The 16,419-nt window shown below is 59.7% G+C and carries 17 protein-coding genes; 16 read left to right on the top strand and 1 reads right to left on the bottom strand.

Going from position 1 to position 16,419, the window contains the following annotated elements:
* Window positions 1–821 (top strand): NAD(P)H-dependent glycerol-3-phosphate dehydrogenase (locus PROAA_RS03640; RefSeq protein WP_186410030.1); only part of this gene is annotated, 821 nt, incomplete at its 5' end.
* Window positions 822–823: 2 nt separating this feature from the next.
* Here PROAA_RS03640 and PROAA_RS03635 read toward each other — a convergent pair.
* Window positions 824–1,288: a tRNA (cytidine(34)-2'-O)-methyltransferase gene (locus PROAA_RS03635; RefSeq protein WP_186410029.1), complete on the bottom strand. Its 465-nt coding sequence runs from the start codon at window positions 1,286–1,288 to the stop codon at window positions 824–826.
* A 90-nt stretch (window positions 1,289–1,378) separates the two neighbouring features.
* On the opposite strand from PROAA_RS03635, the gene PROAA_RS03630 reads away from it, so the two are divergent.
* From PROAA_RS03630 to PROAA_RS03560, 15 genes are all read left to right on the top strand, one after another.
* Window positions 1,379–3,085, top strand: coding sequence for a GspE/PulE family protein (locus tag PROAA_RS03630; protein ID WP_186410028.1), 1,707 nt, complete (start codon window positions 1,379–1,381; stop codon window positions 3,083–3,085).
* Window positions 3,086–3,100: 15 nt separating this feature from the next.
* On the top strand, window positions 3,101–4,330 hold the full coding sequence (locus PROAA_RS03625; protein ID WP_186410027.1) for a type II secretion system F family protein: 1,230 nt from the start codon (window positions 3,101–3,103) through the stop codon (window positions 4,328–4,330).
* 4 nt (window positions 4,331–4,334) lie between these two features.
* Window positions 4,335–4,886, top strand: coding sequence for a hypothetical protein (locus tag PROAA_RS03620; protein ID WP_186410026.1), 552 nt, complete (start codon window positions 4,335–4,337; stop codon window positions 4,884–4,886).
* A gap of 86 nt (window positions 4,887–4,972) precedes the next feature.
* Window positions 4,973–5,455, top strand: a complete 483-nt coding sequence (locus PROAA_RS19260; protein WP_281182223.1) for a prepilin-type N-terminal cleavage/methylation domain-containing protein — start codon at window positions 4,973–4,975, stop codon at window positions 5,453–5,455.
* Between the two features lie 17 nt (window positions 5,456–5,472).
* Window positions 5,473–5,868, top strand: coding sequence for a pilin (locus PROAA_RS19255; RefSeq protein WP_186410025.1), 396 nt, complete (start codon window positions 5,473–5,475; stop codon window positions 5,866–5,868).
* An 83-nt stretch (window positions 5,869–5,951) separates the two neighbouring features.
* Window positions 5,952–6,515, top strand: coding sequence for a pilus assembly FimT family protein (locus tag PROAA_RS03605; RefSeq protein WP_186410024.1), 564 nt, complete (start codon window positions 5,952–5,954; stop codon window positions 6,513–6,515).
* The gene (locus tag PROAA_RS03600; RefSeq protein WP_186410023.1) at window positions 6,499–7,071 is read left to right on the top strand and encodes a type IV pilus modification PilV family protein; all 573 of its coding nucleotides are present in this window, start codon (window positions 6,499–6,501) and stop codon (window positions 7,069–7,071) included. The genes PROAA_RS03605 and PROAA_RS03600 overlap by 17 nt, the downstream gene beginning before the upstream one ends.
* A 4-nt stretch (window positions 7,072–7,075) precedes the next feature.
* Window positions 7,076–7,912 carry a type II secretion system protein gene (locus tag PROAA_RS03595; protein WP_186410022.1) on the top strand — a complete coding sequence of 279 codons (837 nt, stop codon included), beginning with the start codon at window positions 7,076–7,078 and terminating at the stop codon, window positions 7,910–7,912.
* Window positions 7,909–8,418, top strand: coding sequence for a hypothetical protein (locus PROAA_RS03590; protein WP_186410021.1), 510 nt, complete (start codon window positions 7,909–7,911; stop codon window positions 8,416–8,418). The genes PROAA_RS03595 and PROAA_RS03590 overlap by 4 nt, the downstream gene beginning before the upstream one ends.
* Window positions 8,409–11,843: a LamG domain-containing protein gene (locus PROAA_RS03585; protein WP_222102079.1), complete on the top strand. Its 3,435-nt coding sequence runs from the start codon at window positions 8,409–8,411 to the stop codon at window positions 11,841–11,843. Before PROAA_RS03590 ends, PROAA_RS03585 begins: the two co-directional genes overlap by 10 nt.
* A 74-nt stretch (window positions 11,844–11,917) precedes the next feature.
* A complete protein-coding gene (gene pilM / locus PROAA_RS03580; protein WP_186410019.1) occupies window positions 11,918–12,871 on the top strand; it encodes a type IV pilus biogenesis protein PilM in 954 nt (317 codons plus the stop codon).
* On the top strand, window positions 12,868–13,584 hold the full coding sequence (locus tag PROAA_RS03575; protein WP_186410018.1) for a hypothetical protein: 717 nt from the start codon (window positions 12,868–12,870) through the stop codon (window positions 13,582–13,584). The genes pilM and PROAA_RS03575 overlap by 4 nt, the downstream gene beginning before the upstream one ends.
* Window positions 13,581–14,270 (top strand): type II secretion system protein GspM, encoded by a 690-nt coding sequence (gspM, locus tag PROAA_RS03570; protein ID WP_186410017.1) that lies wholly within the window; start codon window positions 13,581–13,583, stop codon window positions 14,268–14,270. Before PROAA_RS03575 ends, gspM begins: the two co-directional genes overlap by 4 nt.
* Window positions 14,255–14,653: a hypothetical protein gene (locus PROAA_RS03565; protein WP_186410016.1), complete on the top strand. Its 399-nt coding sequence runs from the start codon at window positions 14,255–14,257 to the stop codon at window positions 14,651–14,653. Before gspM ends, PROAA_RS03565 begins: the two co-directional genes overlap by 16 nt.
* On the top strand, window positions 14,650–16,398 hold the full coding sequence (locus PROAA_RS03560; protein ID WP_186410015.1) for a secretin N-terminal domain-containing protein: 1,749 nt from the start codon (window positions 14,650–14,652) through the stop codon (window positions 16,396–16,398). Before PROAA_RS03565 ends, PROAA_RS03560 begins: the two co-directional genes overlap by 4 nt.
* Window positions 16,399–16,419: the final 21 nt, after the last annotated feature.

Genomic DNA, 16,419 nt, shown 5'->3' with positions numbered 1-16,419 from the left:
TGCAGATCGGCACTGTTTTCGATTCTTCGGTGGCCGACGCCGATTTACTGATCCTGGCCACTCCGCTGATCGGTTTCCGCAGCACGCTGCGCATGCTGGCCGACGCACGCCAGGTGAAGCCGCTGATCTGGGTGTGCAAAGGAATGGAAGCGGGCACTGCGAAACTCCCACATCAAGTGGTTGCCGAAGAACTGGGCGATGAGGTTCTGTGCGGTTCGCTGAGTGGGCCCAGCTTCGCCGAAGAAGTGGCGAAGGGCTTGCCGACTGCGATAACCCTGGCTTCCAGGAATGCTGATTTCGCCCGGCAGACTGCGCTCGAACTGCACAGTTCGCGTCTGCGCATCTACGCCAATGACGACCTGACTGGTGTCGAAGTGGGTGGTGCAGTGAAGAACGTTATGGCTATCGCCACCGGAATCTGCGATGGTCTCGGTCTGGGCCACAATGCGCGCGCTGCGCTGATGACGCGCGGACTGGCCGAGATCGCCCGGCTCGGCGTTGCGCTCGGCGGACACCCGAATACCTTCATGGGCCTGGCCGGGATGGGCGACCTCCTGCTGACCTGCACTGGCGACCTGTCACGCAACCGACAGGTCGGGCTGGCGTTGGCGAAAGGCCGGAAGCTACCGCAGATACTCGCCGAGCTCGGGCATGTGGCCGAGGGCGTGAGTACGGCGCGTGAAGTTGCACGCCTGGCCGGACAACTGGAAATCGAAATGCCGATCACGCAAGCCGTCGACGCCATCCTGCACCGCGATGTGCCGGCATCGGAAGCCGTAGAGCAACTGCTGAACCGCGATCCGAAGACGGAAATCCAGTAGCTCTAAACTCCGTCGGCAAAGCCCGATTGCCGCCACGCCTCGAAAACCATTACTGCGACCGCATTGGACAGGTTCAGGCTGCGCTGTTCCGGCAGCATCGGCAGGCGCAGGCGTTGCGTATCGGGAAACTCGGCCATCACCTCGACGGGTAGCCCGCTCGTCTCGCGCCCAAAGACGAATACATCGTCCATGCAAAACGTCGGCGAGTCATACTGCTGACCGCCGCGTGTCGTGATGGCGAACCGGCGTCGACCGGCCAGCGCCGTTTTGCAGGCCTGCCAGTCCGGGTGCCGGAGGACGCGTGCAAACTCGTGGTAGTCAAGGCCGGCGCGTTTGAGCGATCGGTCTTCCCAGCGAAATCCGAGTGGTTCCACCAGATGCAGTTCGCAGCCGGTATTGGCACACAGGCGGATGACGTTCCCGGTGTTGGGCGGAATCTCGGGTTGGAACAAGACGACAGCAGTCAAGGCGCGCTCCAAGAAATGCTATGCATTTTTGCATAATCGGCTAGAATCAACTAATTAGACTCATTATCTCTAAAGTTACTGGAGCTTGAAATGGCTCGGCCGGAAAAGATTCGCCTCGGCGACTTGCTCATTCAACAGGGTCTGCTCACCGACGAGCAGCTCAAGTTTGCTCTCGACGAGCAAAAGCGCAGCGGTCGCAAACTGGGTCGTATTGTCGTCGATAGTTCCTTTGTAACGGAAGAGGCCATTTCGCAGGCGCTGGCCAGGCAATTGCAGATCACCTATGTCGATCTCAAACACTTCACGCCCAAGCCGGAATTGATCAACCTGCTGCCAGAGGCGCAGGCGAGGCGGTTCCGCGCGGTAGTACTGGACGAGGTCGAGGGAAGGCTGCGAATCGGTTTCGTCGATCCGACCGATCTGCAGGCCTACGACGATATCTTCCGCCTTTTGCGTCGGGAAATCGATCTGGCGGTCGTATCCGAGAGCCAGCTTCTGGCGCTTATCGACCGTGTCTATCGGCGTACCGAAGAAATCAGCGGGCTGGCGAAGGAACTTACCGCCGATCTGGGCGATGTGCCGGTCGAATTTGGCGACCTGCTTGGCACGGCGACAGGCGCCGAGGAAGCGCCCGTCGTCAAGCTTCTGCAAACCGTGTTCGAGGAAGCCATGCGTTCGCGCGCATCGGATATCCACATCGAGCCACAGGATCGCTCGTTGCGCGTTCGCTTCCGTATCGATGGCGTGTTGCACGTGCAGATGGAGGCGGATGCCAAGATCGCCTCGGCACTGGCTTTGCGCCTGAAACTCATGTCCGGTCTGGATATTTCGGAAAAGCGTTTGCCGCAGGACGGCCGTTTTGCCATCAAGGTGCGCAACAACATGATCGATGTACGTATTTCGACCATGCCGACGCAGTTTGGCGAGTCGGTCGTGATGCGCTTGCTCAACCAGAACACCGGCCTGCTCGGCCTGGACCGGCTGAACATGCCGCCACGCACTCTGGAGCGCCTGCGCCATGCGGTACGACGCCCGAGCGGCATGGTGCTGGTCACCGGGCCGACCGGGAGCGGCAAGACGACGACGCTCTACGCCGCACTGTCCGAGCTCAACACGACCGAGAAGAAGATCATCACGGTCGAAGACCCGGTTGAATATCGGTTGCCCGGAATCAATCAGGTGCAGGTGCACGAGAAGATCGACCTGTCCTTCGAGCGTGTCCTGCGCTCGGCGCTGCGCCAGGATCCGGACATCGTTCTGGTTGGCGAAATGCGCGACCAGACGACCGCCGAGATTGGCATGCGCGCAGCGATTACCGGCCACATGGTGCTGTCCACGCTGCATACCAACGACGTCATTTCCACGCCGATTCGCCTGCTCGACATGGGCGTGCCGCGGTATATGGTTGCGCTGTCCCTGCAACTGGTTCTCGCGCAGAGACTCGTGCGCGTGGTCTGCGAAAACTGCAGCGAGCCGCATGCGCCGACGCCACATGAGAACGAGTGGCTGCGCTACGAGTTGGACGCCGCCGTCAAGCAACACGGCTACGTGCAGGGCAAGGGTTGCGCACATTGCGGGGGAACCGGTTACCAGGGGCGCACCGGCGTCTACGAGATGCTCGAAATGACGAACGATATCGTCGAGGCGATCAACAGTGACGACGCGGGATCCTTCGTCCAGGCGGCGCGCAGGCAGATGGCCGGCGAAACCCTGCGACGCGACGCCGTGAGATTGGTGGTGGCAGGGCGCACGACGATCGAAGAGGCCATGCGCATCAGCAACCAGTTCGAGGATTAAGGTCGAGTTCCAACCATGCCGACCTTTGCCTACAAGGCCCGCAACACCGGTAGCCAGCTCATCGAGGGTGTGCTTGATGGCGCCAACGCGAGTGCCGTTGTCGATCTGCTGCTCGGCCAGGGGCTGACGCCGGTTGAAATCAAGGAATCAAAAGCCAAAACCACCAAGTCGTCCTCCGGCCTGAACGTCACGCTGTTCAAGCAAAAGGTGACGCACATCGATTTGCTGCTGTTCAGCAGGCAGATGCATACCTTGCTCAAGTCCGGCGTACCGATCATGCGCGCCTTAAGCGGCTTGCAGGACGCGGCGATCAACCCGGAGATGAGACGCGTTATCGGCGAAGTGCGTGAAAGCCTGGAAGGCGGTCGTGAGCTGTCGCAGGCGCTGGCGCGTCATCCGCGCGTATTCACACCGTTCTACCTGTCGATGGTGCGTGTCGGCGAGGCGACCGGCTTGCTCGAAGAAATCTTTTACCGCCTATTCGAGCACCTTGAGTTCGAGCGTTACATGCGCGAGCAGGTGAAATCGGCATTGCGCTACCCGATGTTCGTGGTGATCGCCATGGCGGCGGCGCTGGTCATTGTCAATCTCTTTGTCATTCCCGCCTTTGCCAAGGTGTTCGCGGGATTCGGCGCAGAACTGCCCTTGATGACGCGTGTTCTGCTCGGCTTCTCGGAGTTCATGGTTGCGTACTGGCCGCTCATGCTTGCTGGCGTTGTCGGAGCACTGCTGGCTTTTCGCGCCTGGGTCGGGACGGTCAGAGGACGTTACGACTGGGACCGCGTGTCGCTGAAATTCCCGATTGCCGGAAAGATCTTGCACAAAGCGGCATTGTCACGCTTTGCGCGCAGTTTTTCGTTGGGGATCCGTAGTGGCGTTCCGGTCATGCAGGCGCTTTCCAACTCGGCGCAGACGGTCGACAACAGCTTCGTTTCGCGTTGCATCGAAGGTATGCGCGAGAACGTCGAGCGCGGCGAGAGCCTGTTGCGTGCGTCTATCAGTGCCGGAATCTTTACGCCGGTCGTGCTGCAGATGGTCGCCGTCGGCGAAGAGTCGGGCGCGGTCGACGACATGATGAACGAGATCGGCGACATGTACCGGCAGGAAGTCGAATACGAACTGAAGACGCTGGGGCAGCAGATCGAGCCGATTCTGATTGTCATGCTCGGCATCATGGTGCTGATTCTTGCGCTCGGTATCTTCCTGCCGATGTGGGATTTGGGCACGGTGGCGATCAAGCGATGAGGATATGATTCCGCGCGAACCGCGCAGGCTTGGCTACTTTGCGACCAGGAACTGGTTTCAACACGCGGTTCTGTTCGTGGTGCTGGGGCTATTTGCCATCGCTCTGATATCGGCACTGGGCGATGCAAAGGAGGAAGCCGAGCGGCAGATCGTTGAATTGACGATACGCAACATGAGAACAGGCATGCAAAGGGCCATGGGGGAAGCGCTCATGCATCAGCGGGAAAGCGAAATGGCCTCATGGACCGGCAGCAATCCAGTGCGTTGGCTGGACTCGTCTCCGGCAGGATATCGCGGGGAGTGTTCGGCAGCGGAAAGCGGGGCATTGTCCGGCGGGGAGTGGTGTTTTGAACGTGGCCGGCGGGAACTGGTTTACCGGCCGCATGATATTGATCGCCTGCATGAATCGTCGGGGGGGACGAAAGCCGTCGGACGCCGGTGCGATCTATTGCGCTGGCGTGTAGCGCGAGCCCCGCTCAGTGCGGCTAGCGGTGGATTTGTCGGTTTGCGTATCGAAGCCGCAACCGCGTGCCAGTGGGCACAGAGTGGGCGCTAGGATCGGCTCAAGAAGTTGCCGGTTTTGCCGTTAAGTGCCGTAAGGCGTATTGTCAAGCCGTGAGGCTTTCTTGGGGAGATTAATCAATGAGACAAAGGTCAACGGGTTTTACCCTGATCGAACTGATCATCGTCATCACCATTATCGGAATTCTGGCGGCGATCGCCTTGCCGCGCTACATCACGGCGCAGCGGGATGCCAGAACGGCCAAGGCGCAGGCGCTTTATGGCAGCGTCCGGGCCGCGGCAGCGCTGGCAAAAGCGCGCTGCGAACTGGATCTTGCGGCTTTGGTTGCGGTACCCGCACCCACGTGTACGGCTGCTGCCGGCACAGTCAATATGGACGGCACTGCGGTTACGATGGTGAACCGTTACCCAGCGGCAACCGCCGCTGGGATCGTCGCCGCGGCGCAGATCGTTGCCGCCAATGACGGCGTTGTCATCGCAGGCGCGGCGCCTTTGACAATCACCATGAATGGGGCGACTGCCGCAGCAAATTGCCGAATCAGTTACACGGCCGCTCCGTTGAACGGGTCGCCGAACATTGTTCTCGATGCCACAAATTGTTAATCCTGAAAGGAAATATCATGCTCAAGCAAAGAGGTTTTACCCTGATCGAACTCGTAGTCGTCATTGTCATTCTGGGCATATTGGCGGCGACGGCGTTGCCGAAGTTTATTGATTTGTCGTCGGAAGCCCAGGAAGCGGCGTATCAAGGGGTACGAGGTGCAGCGTCGTCAGCGATGGCTATCAACTACGCGGGCTGTGCAGCAAAGAACAATGTTGTTCTCGCCAACAAGTGCGCGGCTGTTGATAACTGCGATGATACTGGGAGCATCCTGCAGGGTGGGCTACCCACGAACTACAGCGTGACGGCGGCGGCGATAACCGGAAACGGAACCAACGTGAATTGTACGTTGGTTCTTACCGGCTATACACCGACGGGGGCCACGACGTTTTCGGGGATTGGCGCCGGACAGTAACTTGAAACAGGTGTGAGCTTCGACGCGGAGTCTTCATGCGATTGGCCTGTAGGTCGCTCACTGGCCGCTTTCCATGAAGATTGATGTTTGTCGGTCTCATACTCGCTATTTTCGGAGGTGCAATGGCGGGGAAGCAGTCGTGCAAGGACTCGCTTCCTCGTTCGGGCTTGGAAGTCGTCAGTGAACCGGGAACGGTGCCGAACGAGGGCGGATTCACGCTGATCGAATTGATCGTCACCCTGATTATCGTTGGCATCTTGGCCATTGCCATCATTCCACGCTTCGCTGACCGCGCCGATTATGATGCGCGCGGTTTTTTCGACGGTACGCTCTCGGTATTGCGCTATGCACAGAAGACAGCGGTGGCGCAGAGGCGAATGGTCTGTGTTGGCTTTGGCGTGTCAGTCGTTTCACTGACTGTTGCTTCAACCTTCGGTGGGGCTTGCAACACGCCCCTGGCCGGGCCGAATGGCGTTGCGCCTTATTCGCTGGTAGCGCCGGACGGCATTTCATTTGCGGCAACGCCTGCGAATTTCAGCTTTTTGCCCTCGGGTGCGGCATCGCTTGGGCAAACCTTCAGCGTGACGGGACTGACAGGACAAAGCATTACGATTGTCGCGGCAACCGGCTATGTCCAGCAGAACTAGGCATTCGCAACGCGGGATATCGCTGATTGAACTCATCGTGTTCATAGTGATCGTTGGCGTCGGTCTGGCGGGGATTACGGTAACCTACGACACGGTAGTGCGTCACAGTGCAGACCCGATGGTGCGCAAACAGGCGCTGGTCATCGCCGAGTCGCTGCTTCTGGAGATCGAGCAGCAGGCCTTCACCTGGTGCGATCCACAGGATGCCAACGTGGTGACGGCGACGAGCGCGGCCGGTTGCGCCGTGGCAGCCAACAACCAGAATAATGTCAGCGGACCGACGCCGGCGAGCGAGACACGTGGCAATGCGGCCAATCCTTTCGACAACGTGGCCGACTACGGTGGTTTTTCGGGGGCTAGCAGCGATATCCTGGGCGGCAATGCCGTCGCTGGCTACACGGCGAGTGTCGCGATAACCCGCGCTGGCGGCATCGCACCCTTTGCCGCATTCCCGTTGGATGCCGTGCTGAGAGTTGCCGTGACCGTTATCGGGCATGGCGAGAGCATCACTTTGGTCGGCTACCGCACCCGCTATGCGCCGAATGCCGCGGGCTGATGTCATGTTCCGATTGCTGAAAACCGGCCAGCATGGCTTTACGCTGATCGAGGCAATCATGGTGATTACCATCACCGGGATCATCGCCGCCGTGGTCGCGATATTCATCCGGCAACCAGTTGATGCCTATTTGGATACTGCCCGCCGTGCGGCACTCACCGACATTGCCGATACCACCGCGCGGCGCATCGGGCGGGATCTGCAGGGGGCCTTGCCCAACAGCGTGCGGGTGGATGGAACAGGGCGGTTTCTGGAGTTTGTCCCGATCCGCGATGCCGGGCGCTACCGGGTTGAGGTCGGCACATCGGCGGGCGATGACCCGCTCGATTTCACGAATGCCGCGGATAGCAGCTTTGATGTTCTCGGGCCGACGGTAACCGTTCTGGCGGGCGATAGCCTGGTCGTCTACAACCTGGGAATCGCCGGCGCGGACGTCTATGAAACGGCGCCACTGAGTACGCGGCGTGCAGCAACCGCCGGGGCCGCGTTGAGCAAGGTCGCTTTTACACCAACGGCCAGTCCTCTGCCTTTTGCTTCCCCCGGAAGCCGGTTCCAGATCGTCGGCACGCCGGTATCCTATGCCTGCGATCTCGGCACGGGAAGGATCTGGCGCTATTCCGGTTACGCGTTTCAGGCCGCGCAACCGGTGACATTGGCGACGCTGAATGGTTTGGCGGGGGTTACGGCAGCGGTGTTGACAAGCAACGTAACAGCCTGCAGTTTCGCCTACGGCGCGGGAGTATTGCAGCACAACGGACTCGTCTCGATCTCGCTGACGCTTTCCCTGGTCGGGGAATCGGTGACCTTGCAGCATCAAGTCAATGTGGATAACGTGCCATGAGCCGCTCGACGAGCACTGGCGCTTTCGGAAGGCCTGCATCCGATGGCTTCGTGTTGCCCAGCGCAATATTTCTGCTGGTCATCCTGGCCGGTCTGGCGGCCTTCCTGGTGCATATTTCGACGACGCAAAGCATCACGTCGGCGCAGGATATCCAGGGCGCGCGTGCCTACCATGCCGCGCGTGCTGGCGTCGACTGGGGATTGTATCAAGTGCTCGACCCGACCAACGCCTCGGTGGTTGCCCCCGCTGCTCCGGCCTGGCCCAACATGCCGGCCTGCCCGGCACCGGCAGCCTTGACTATCGAGGGTTTCACCGTCGCGGTGAGTTGTGCTTCGAGCGATTACTCCGAAGCCGGGCTCAATCGGCGAATCAGGGTTTACCAACTGGTATCGACAGCGGGCCAGGGTGTTCCCGGCACGGCAACTCGAGTTGAACGGGAAGTTGCGGTAACCGTAAGCAAGTGCCGGGCGGTCGATGGTGCGGCGGCGGATTACGCGTGTCCCTGATCGGAGTGAATGCGATGGCTATCCTGTTGAATTTCGTGTCACTTCGCCGGATTTTCGCCGCTGGCTGGTGGTCCGTGCGATTCTTGCTGACAGTTTTGGGCATGTCTCTGATTTGTTCCGTCAGTGCGTTTGGTGCCACCTACGGTTATGCGTCAACGCCGCTCGCCTGGATCGACAATGCCAGCCATACCGACGTCGTATGGACCGGTGCCGCCGGTGCTCCGGCGCCCGAGTGCACCGGCGGCTATGCTGCCATTGACGACGACATCACTCAGGAATTGTCGATCGGTTTCAATTTCACGTTCGGCGCCACCACTTACTCGCAGTTGCGGGTCATGTCGAACGGGCGCCTGCAATTCAGCAATCCCTATTGCTACTTCGGTACGCAGACAGTCGGGCCGCCGCCGACCTATACGGTGCCGTATCCGAATGGGAACCTGAATAACACGATGCGCGTCTATGGCGCCGATTTCTGCCCGGCTGGCGGTGGGGCGGGCTGTAGCGGGCGCGTAACCTATGCCTCGCTCGGGGTGGCACCATACCGCTACTTCGTCGTCACCTGGTCGCAGATGAAGGAGTGGAACAGCGGCACGAGTCTTTTCAACGTGCAGATGATCCTCTACGAAAACGGTGATTTTGTCTATCAGTACAAGGATGTCGCCAACGTTTCACAGGGCGATGGGCAAACGGGCTATCAGCTCACCTCAGGCGACTACCTTGTGATCGATTCGACGACTATCAATTCACTGGCCTATACGGCCTTGCGCTTCTTCAAGCCGACTCCGCCGATCGCCGAATACCGCTTCGACGAATGCAGCGTCAGCGCCTCCAATTCCGTCATCGATTCGAGCGGCAACAACCTCAACGGGACGGCGAACGGCGGCGTGACAGCGGCAGCTGGCGGTATTGTCTGCACCGGCTTGAAGTTCAGCGGCGCGAGCGGCACCTATGTTACGGTGCCGAATAACGCTCTCCTGAACCAGCCCTATGTCTCGGTGGCGGCCTGGGCGCGTCGTACGGCAGCGGCCTTCAAGTCTTGGGAAGCGATTCTGGCCAAGGGTGATACCACCTACCGTCTGCATCTGAACGGTGGGTGTAGCATCAACGGTATCACCACGCCGAATGCCTTCACCTTCGGGTTCAACGGCGGTTGCGGCAATGCCGACCTGAATTCGGGCGTCGTGCCGGTGGCCAATCAGTGGTACCACGTGGTGGGCACTTACGACGGCGTGACCATCAAGATATTCGTCAACGGCATACTGCGGAATTCGCAGGCACTGACAACCACCATCGGCAACAATTCGTTTCCATTGCACATCGGCGACAATTCACAGCAAGCCAACCGCAACTGGTCCGGTGACATCGATGAGGTCAAGATATTCGACCGCGCCCTGCCCGATACCGAAGTGCTGTCGATGTACAACAACGAATCGCTGGGCCTGCAGCGGGATGGCACACTACGCGGTTGTTCGGTCTGCAACGCGACGCTCGGCAGGTACAACGCCTTCGAGTCCAGTCTGCCCGCCGGAACAATATCTGGTGTGATCAAGACCAAGATTGCCGGCGCCACATTCGCATCCAGTAGCGGCAATATCCGCATCGTCGCCCTCAACGCCGCCAAGACGGCCGTGGATACCACGGCCAACGCGAGCAATATCCGGGTAGAGATTCTCGACGCCAGCAATGAAGCCGGTTTGCCTGACGCCAACGGCTGTTACGCCGGAACCACGGTGATCACGACTACCGGCAATCAGAGCATTTCCAGCGGTGTCGGAACGATCAGCCCTTCTCCCAACGTCGCCGAGGCCTACCCGCGGGTTCGCCTGAGAGTGTTCTCGCCTCCAGGCAACCCAACGTCGATTGGCTGCTCTTCCGACGTCTTCGCCATCCGTCCCGCGTATTTCAGCGTCAGTGGTGGCGGCTCGCAGGATGCCAACTGGCTGACCGCCGGTGCCGCCCGGACCCTCTCCAATACCGCCGCCAGTGGCGGCAACGTGCACGCCGCAGGGGCCCCTTTTTCCATCAACGGCCTGGTGGCCAGGAATGGGGCCAATAACACGACGACCAATTACCAAGGCTCGCCCATCATTCTGCCCGGTAATCTTATCTTGCCCGATCCGAGCTATTGCGCCGCCAACGGCTATAGCTGCGCTCCCGGAAACTTCAGCGTCGCCAGCTGGAATTACTCCAGCGGTACGCTGTCATCGAGCAGCGCATCCTACAGCGACGTCGGGGCCTTCAGCTGGGAGGCCGAAGACAGGACGTTCGCCAACGTCGATATGGCGGATTCGAGCAAGATAGAGCGCTATTTCAATTCAAATGCGGTGATCTATACCGGGCGCTTCGTTCCGGCCAGCTATCAGCTCGTGCTCAACACGCCGATGCTGCAAACGTTCGGATCGGCTTGTGCAGCGCGCAGCTTCACTTATCTGGGCCAGCCGTTTGGCTACGCAGTAGCGCCCGGTGTTTCAGTTTCGGCGATGAGCGGTGCCGTGTCGCCTGCGCTAACCAGCAACTATCTGGGCACAGTGGGCAGCGGCGGGCTATGGAAACTCGTTTCGCCGCTGGCCTACAGCAGTGCAACGTGCACCGCTCCCACCCAGACGTGTGCTTTGACCCGGCAAAGCGGGGCAACCCGCCTGACCTCCACCTATGCGCTTGGCGCCGTGATCCCCGGCTGGGACGGCTCCAATGTGGCAACCCAGACGGGAATTGCGACCATTGCGTCCAGCAACAACGGCGGGGGGGCATTGGCGTTCGGTTCGACAGACAAGCTAGCGCTCTTCCGCGATCCGGCTACGCCCCAGGCACCCTACACCGCAACCGTCACTTTGGCGCTGCAACTTGACGACTACAGTGAGGGAGGGGCGGTCCCGGCGTCCTGCGCCAGCGCCCCTGCGATCAGCGGAAATCCGACCTGCATCAGTGGCGCCCTGGCGGCTACTCCCCTTCCATTCGATTCAGGCAACGTCTTCCGCTACGGCCGCCTGCAACTCGGCAATGCCTATGGTTCCGAATTGCTCGATCTGCCTATTCCGCTGGAAGCGCAGTACTGGGATCCTGCAGGCTATTTCGTCAAGAACGCTGCCGATAGCTGCACCAGTTTCAATGTGTCGAGCATCGTTCTTTCGAACTTCACGCAGAATCTTGCCGCTTGCGAGACGCAGCTTGCGCCGACCGGGTCGCAGTCCCTGGTCGGCGGAAAGCTCCCGCTGCGATTGCTCAAACCGGGTGCCGGAAATACCGGTAGTGTCAGCCTGGCTTTGAGCATCGGGAGTGTTGCTTCCGGGTCGACCTGTACTGCCGCTGCGCCAACGCCAGCGACTGCCGCCGATTTGCCGTGGTTCGGAACTGCCAACCCCAGTGGTCGCGCGACTTTCGGCGTGTACAAGACACCCCTGATCTATCGCCGGGAAAATTACTGATTGTTTTTTGAAAAACCCTTGTTATTTAAAAGGTTAATGCGTATCTTTAAACAAAATTGTAACAAGGCGACTGAATGATTCGGTTTTTTTCGACGCCGCGCAAACCCGGCTGGCTGTCCATCCTTCCGCAAAGCGGGCAGGTCACACTGGCACACGTCGTGCGCGATCGCAATTCCCGGCCCGAAGTCAGGCTGCTGGACAGCTTCGCGCTGGAGGGAAGTGATCGTGATGCCCTGCAGCGCCTGCGCGTTGCCCGTCAGCTCAAGTCCTATGCCTGTACGACCTTGATGGGTAGCGGCGAATACAATCTCACGCAGCTCGAATCGCCGCCCGTTCCAGCGGAAGAACGCCGGGAGGCGTTGCGCTGGGCGCTCAAGGAGACGGTGAGCTATCCGCTGGATAGCGCTTGCATCGATGTGCTCGATATTCCAATCCTGGGTATGCCACCCGGTCGTTCGGCGGGTGTTCTGGTCGTCTCTGCCGCCGAGCAGGCGGTCCGTTCGCGCGTTGGCGCCTTCGAGGAAGCCAAGATTATCTTGGATGCGGTCGATATTCCGGAACTGGCCCAGCGCAACGTGGCCGCACTGCTTGAAGACGAGAATCGCGGACTCGTATTCCTGCGCATTGACGAAAGCGGAATGATGCTGACGCTGAGCTTTCACGGCGAGCTGATTGCCGTGCGAAGCGGCGAAATCAGTACTCTCCAGCTCAATGGAGGTGATGCGGACCAGCGTTCACGCACCAAGGAGCGCCTGGTAATTGAGCTGCAACGCAGTCTTGATAACTTCGATCGGCAGTACAGCCACATTCCAATCTCAAAAGTCGTGCTGGCAACTTATCCGAGTGTCGAGAATCTTGCCGCCGATCTGGGTGAAAACACCTACATTCCGGTGAAGGAGATGGACTTTTCGTCGGTGATCGATTTTCCTGCGATTCCGGAATTGAGGGACACGCAGTGTCAGGCGAAGAATCTCCTGGCGATTGGTGCCGCATTGCGAACAAGCAGCGCGGCCGAGACTGCAGCGTGAGCCAGCAGATCAATCTCTACGAAGCCCGGTTGCGGCCGCGCCATGAACTGCCCGTCGCACGCAATCTCGGGATTTGTACTGCCGCGCTGCTGGTGTTGATGACGGCGCTTTCGCTTTGGGCGCACTTCGATGCGAAAAGGAAGAGCGCAGTAGCCGCGGTGTCGCAACAGCAATTGGCTGACGGACAGGAGAAACTGGCCGAGTTGACCCGGACAATGTCCGAGCGCCGCGTTTCGCCCGCTTTGGCGGCTGAGCTGGAAAATGCAAAAGCGATGCTGGTCACGCGTGAAGAAGTCATGGCGGTCCTGGATTCAGGCAGCCTGGGCAATATATCGGGGTTTTCTGCCATGATGGCCGGTTTTGCCCGGCTGTCGCAAAGCGATTTATGGCTGACCGGGTTTCTGGTGACGGTCGGCGGCGAGGAAATTGAAATTCGCGGACGCATGCTCGATCCGTCGAAGCTACCGGCCTATGTGCAGCGCTTGAGCAGCGAGCCGGCGTTCCAGGGGCGTCGCTTTGCCGCATTGGAGATGCGAGGCATCGATCCCGAGGATCAGAATAATCAGCGTGGTGCTGCGGTGGCGAGCGAATCCCCGTCGGATGGAGGGCAGCAATCCGGAGTGCCCAGATTGCCACGTTTTGTGGAGTTCGCGCTTCGCTCGGAAAATGCAGGCGGGGCGGACAACGCTGCGCACCAAGGGGGCAAGCGATGAAGGCATCCTGGCTCGCCCTGGCCGCGCGCTATGACGCGCTGCAATTGCGCGAGCGCTGGCTGGTTGCGGCGGCTGTTCTTGGCGGCATCTTTCTGATTGGCTACAGCGTCTTCGTCGACCCGGCAATGAAGCGCGCACAACTGGCAGAACGCAGTGAGCTGGAGCAGCGGGTCCAACTCGCCAACATGCAGCAACAGATGGCCGTGCTGCTGTCCCCGAGCCAGGATCCCGATGTCGCCGCGCGCATTGAGTTGGACAGACTGAAGAAGCAACTGGGAGCACTTGCCGACCGACTGGTGGCCGTAGAAGGATCGTTGGTGCCACCGCAACGCGTGCCAGCCTTGCTGGAAGACATGATCGGGCGCAAGGCGGGCCTGCGCCTGCTCAGCCTGAAGACCCTGCCGGTATCCCCTCTGCTGGAGAAGAAGTCTGACGCAGAACAAACGGGAGCGGCGAAGGCCGCGGATAAACTGGCTGCTTCCTCGGCGGGCCTTTTCAAGCATGGCGTCGAGATCAGGCTGGAAGGGAGCTACCAGGAGCTGGCTGCGTATCTTGAGCGTCTTGAGAAATCCCGATCGAAACTGCTGTGGAGCAGCGTTTCGCTTTCTGCCGAACAGCATCCCAGGTTGGTGCTGGTGCTGACTGTCTATACCTTGAGTCTGGATCGAACATGGCTGATCGTCTGAACTCCGTTATTCGTGCGCTCTTCATATTGACGCTATGCACGCTGATGGTGAGCGTCCGGGCGCAGGCGTTGCTGTCGGATCCGACCCGCCCGCCGGCCGGCATTTCTTCTCCCGACGCGGATGCGGGAGGGGTAACCGGCCCTGTGCTACAGTCGGTCATGATTCCGAAGAAAGGCAAGCCGAGTGCCGTCATCGGGGGGCAACAGGTCAAGTTGGGCGAGCTGTACGGCGACAGCCGCCTGATCAAGCTGAGTGAGCGCGAGGCGGTGCTTGAAGGGCCGGGAGGGATCGAGCGCTTGATGCTGACGCCGGGAATCGAAAAAACTAACATCATAAGAAAATCATCTGCTGCCAAACGTGCGCAGGGTGGGGGCAAACCATGAAGTTCAAATTGATATTTCCGCTGGCGGCGGTCGTGCTGGTGGTCGGGTGCGCTACGCATCAGAAGACACCTGGAACCACCTTCGACCTGATCGGGACGGAAATGCAAGGTGCGGTGAGCTCCAAGCCGCGGGGTGCGGACGAGGCACTCAACCAGGCCATGTTGCCTCCAATACAGCTCGAATTGCCCGCATCGGCGAAAAGCGTCGAGCCGCGTTTCGACCTGGCCGTGAGTAACGCACCGGCGACGCAGGTCTTCATGGCTTTGGTGAGCGGGACGCGATACAGCATGCTGGTTGCGCCGGAAGTTGCCGGCAACGTGACGGTCAATCTGAAAAGTGTCACAGTGCGTGAAGCGCTGGAGACCCTGCGGGAGCTGTATGGCTATGAGTTCAAGTTCCAGGGAACGCGTATCTATATTCAGCCCAATACGCTGCAGACGCGTATCTTCCAGCTCAACTACCTGGCCGGAAAACGCAAGGGGCAGTCCGAAGTGAGCGTGACTTCAAATACGATGACCGCCATACAACCTCAGGCCGGCGGCGCAACAGTGACAAATACCGCGCTACCTGTCTCGCCAGCCGGGAATACGGCAGGCCCGCCGAGCAGCCAGGTATCGACATCGCAGCACAACGATTTCTGGCGTGATCTGACCACGGCCTTGACCAGTATTGTCGGCTCGGACAACGGGCGCGCGGTGATCGTCAATCCTGGTTCGGGCGTGGTCCTGGTCAAGGCGTTTCCGTCCGATATCCGCTCCGTCGAGCAGTATTTGCGCATCACTCAGTTGATCATCGAGCGGCAGGTAATGCTGGAAGCCAAGATCATCGAAGTGGAGCTGAACGAGGAGTTTCAGGCGGGTGTCAACTGGAGCCAGTTTGGTGGAACGAATAACCGTTTTGCCTATGGCGCGGCTCAGCCGGGAACCGTTCTGAACACGACAAATCGTGCCGGATTTGACAGCGGCGATTTAGCGCAAAGCGGAGCGGGGGCGATACTGGCGCCAGGCACCGGCGTATTGCCCGGCGTGGGTGGTCTTGTTGCAGCGACCAAGCTGGGTAGCGGGTTTTTCGGACTTGCTTTTCAGAGCGCCAACTTTGCGGCATTGCTGAACTTCCTCGAAACACAAGGCAATGTTCAGGTCTTGTCTAGCCCGAGAATTGCCAGTATCAACAACCAGATGGCTGTGCTCAAGGTGGGTGTCGATGAGTTCTTCGTAACCAACGTCAGTTCGACGGTGACCACATCGGGCACAGGTAATGTGACAACGCCTTCGATAACGCTGCAACCATTCTTTTCGGGCATCGCCCTGGATGTAACGCCGCAAATCGACGAAGACGACAATATCGTTCTGCATGTTCACCCGTCGATCAGCCTGGTCAAGGCGAAACAGACGGTCATCGATCTTGGCGCCCTCGGTGAGTTCACCCTGCCGCTGGCCAACAGCGCGGTCAATGAAACAGACAGCGTGGTACGCGTTCAGGACGGCAACATCGTCGCCATCGGGGGCTTGATGAAGCAGGAACAGGCTTCGGATTCCAACGGCTTGCCGGGTACGACGGGCTCTTCAGGCTGGGGACTGTTGTTCGGGACGCGCAACAGTCATCTGAGAAAGCGCGAACTGGTCATCCTCATCAAACCGACGATCATTCGCAATGCATCGAGCTGGAAGGACGACCTGGTCGAGACTCAGGGGCGAATTCAGAAGCTCGATCCGCGCTTGGCACGGCCTCAGCCGGGACAGTGATGGTGCCATCGCCAGGGAGCC

It is taken from the genome of Candidatus Propionivibrio aalborgensis, from assembly GCF_900089945.1.
GTDB lineage: Bacteria > Pseudomonadota > Gammaproteobacteria > Burkholderiales > Rhodocyclaceae > Propionivibrio > Propionivibrio aalborgensis.
This window is presented reverse-complemented; position numbering and strand designations above follow the sequence as displayed.

Coding starts and splice junctions, on each gene's coding strand:
- PROAA_RS03630 (WP_186410028.1), top strand. CDS start 1,379: ATGGCTCGGCCGGAAAAGATTCGCCTCGGCGACTTGCTCATTCAACAG.
- PROAA_RS03625 (WP_186410027.1), top strand. CDS start 3,101: ATGCCGACCTTTGCCTACAAGGCCCGCAACACCGGTAGCCAGCTCATC.
- PROAA_RS03620 (WP_186410026.1), top strand. CDS start 4,335: ATGATTCCGCGCGAACCGCGCAGGCTTGGCTACTTTGCGACCAGGAAC.
- PROAA_RS19260 (WP_281182223.1), top strand. CDS start 4,973: ATGAGACAAAGGTCAACGGGTTTTACCCTGATCGAACTGATCATCGTC.
- PROAA_RS19255 (WP_186410025.1), top strand. CDS start 5,473: ATGCTCAAGCAAAGAGGTTTTACCCTGATCGAACTCGTAGTCGTCATT.
- PROAA_RS03605 (WP_186410024.1), top strand. CDS start 5,952: ATGTTTGTCGGTCTCATACTCGCTATTTTCGGAGGTGCAATGGCGGGG.
- PROAA_RS03600 (WP_186410023.1), top strand. CDS start 6,499: ATGTCCAGCAGAACTAGGCATTCGCAACGCGGGATATCGCTGATTGAA.
- PROAA_RS03595 (WP_186410022.1), top strand. CDS start 7,076: ATGTTCCGATTGCTGAAAACCGGCCAGCATGGCTTTACGCTGATCGAG.
- PROAA_RS03590 (WP_186410021.1), top strand. CDS start 7,909: ATGAGCCGCTCGACGAGCACTGGCGCTTTCGGAAGGCCTGCATCCGAT.
- pilM (WP_186410019.1), top strand. CDS start 11,918: ATGATTCGGTTTTTTTCGACGCCGCGCAAACCCGGCTGGCTGTCCATC.
- gspM (WP_186410017.1), top strand. CDS start 13,581: ATGAAGGCATCCTGGCTCGCCCTGGCCGCGCGCTATGACGCGCTGCAA.
- PROAA_RS03565 (WP_186410016.1), top strand. CDS start 14,255: ATGGCTGATCGTCTGAACTCCGTTATTCGTGCGCTCTTCATATTGACG.
- PROAA_RS03560 (WP_186410015.1), top strand. CDS start 14,650: ATGAAGTTCAAATTGATATTTCCGCTGGCGGCGGTCGTGCTGGTGGTC.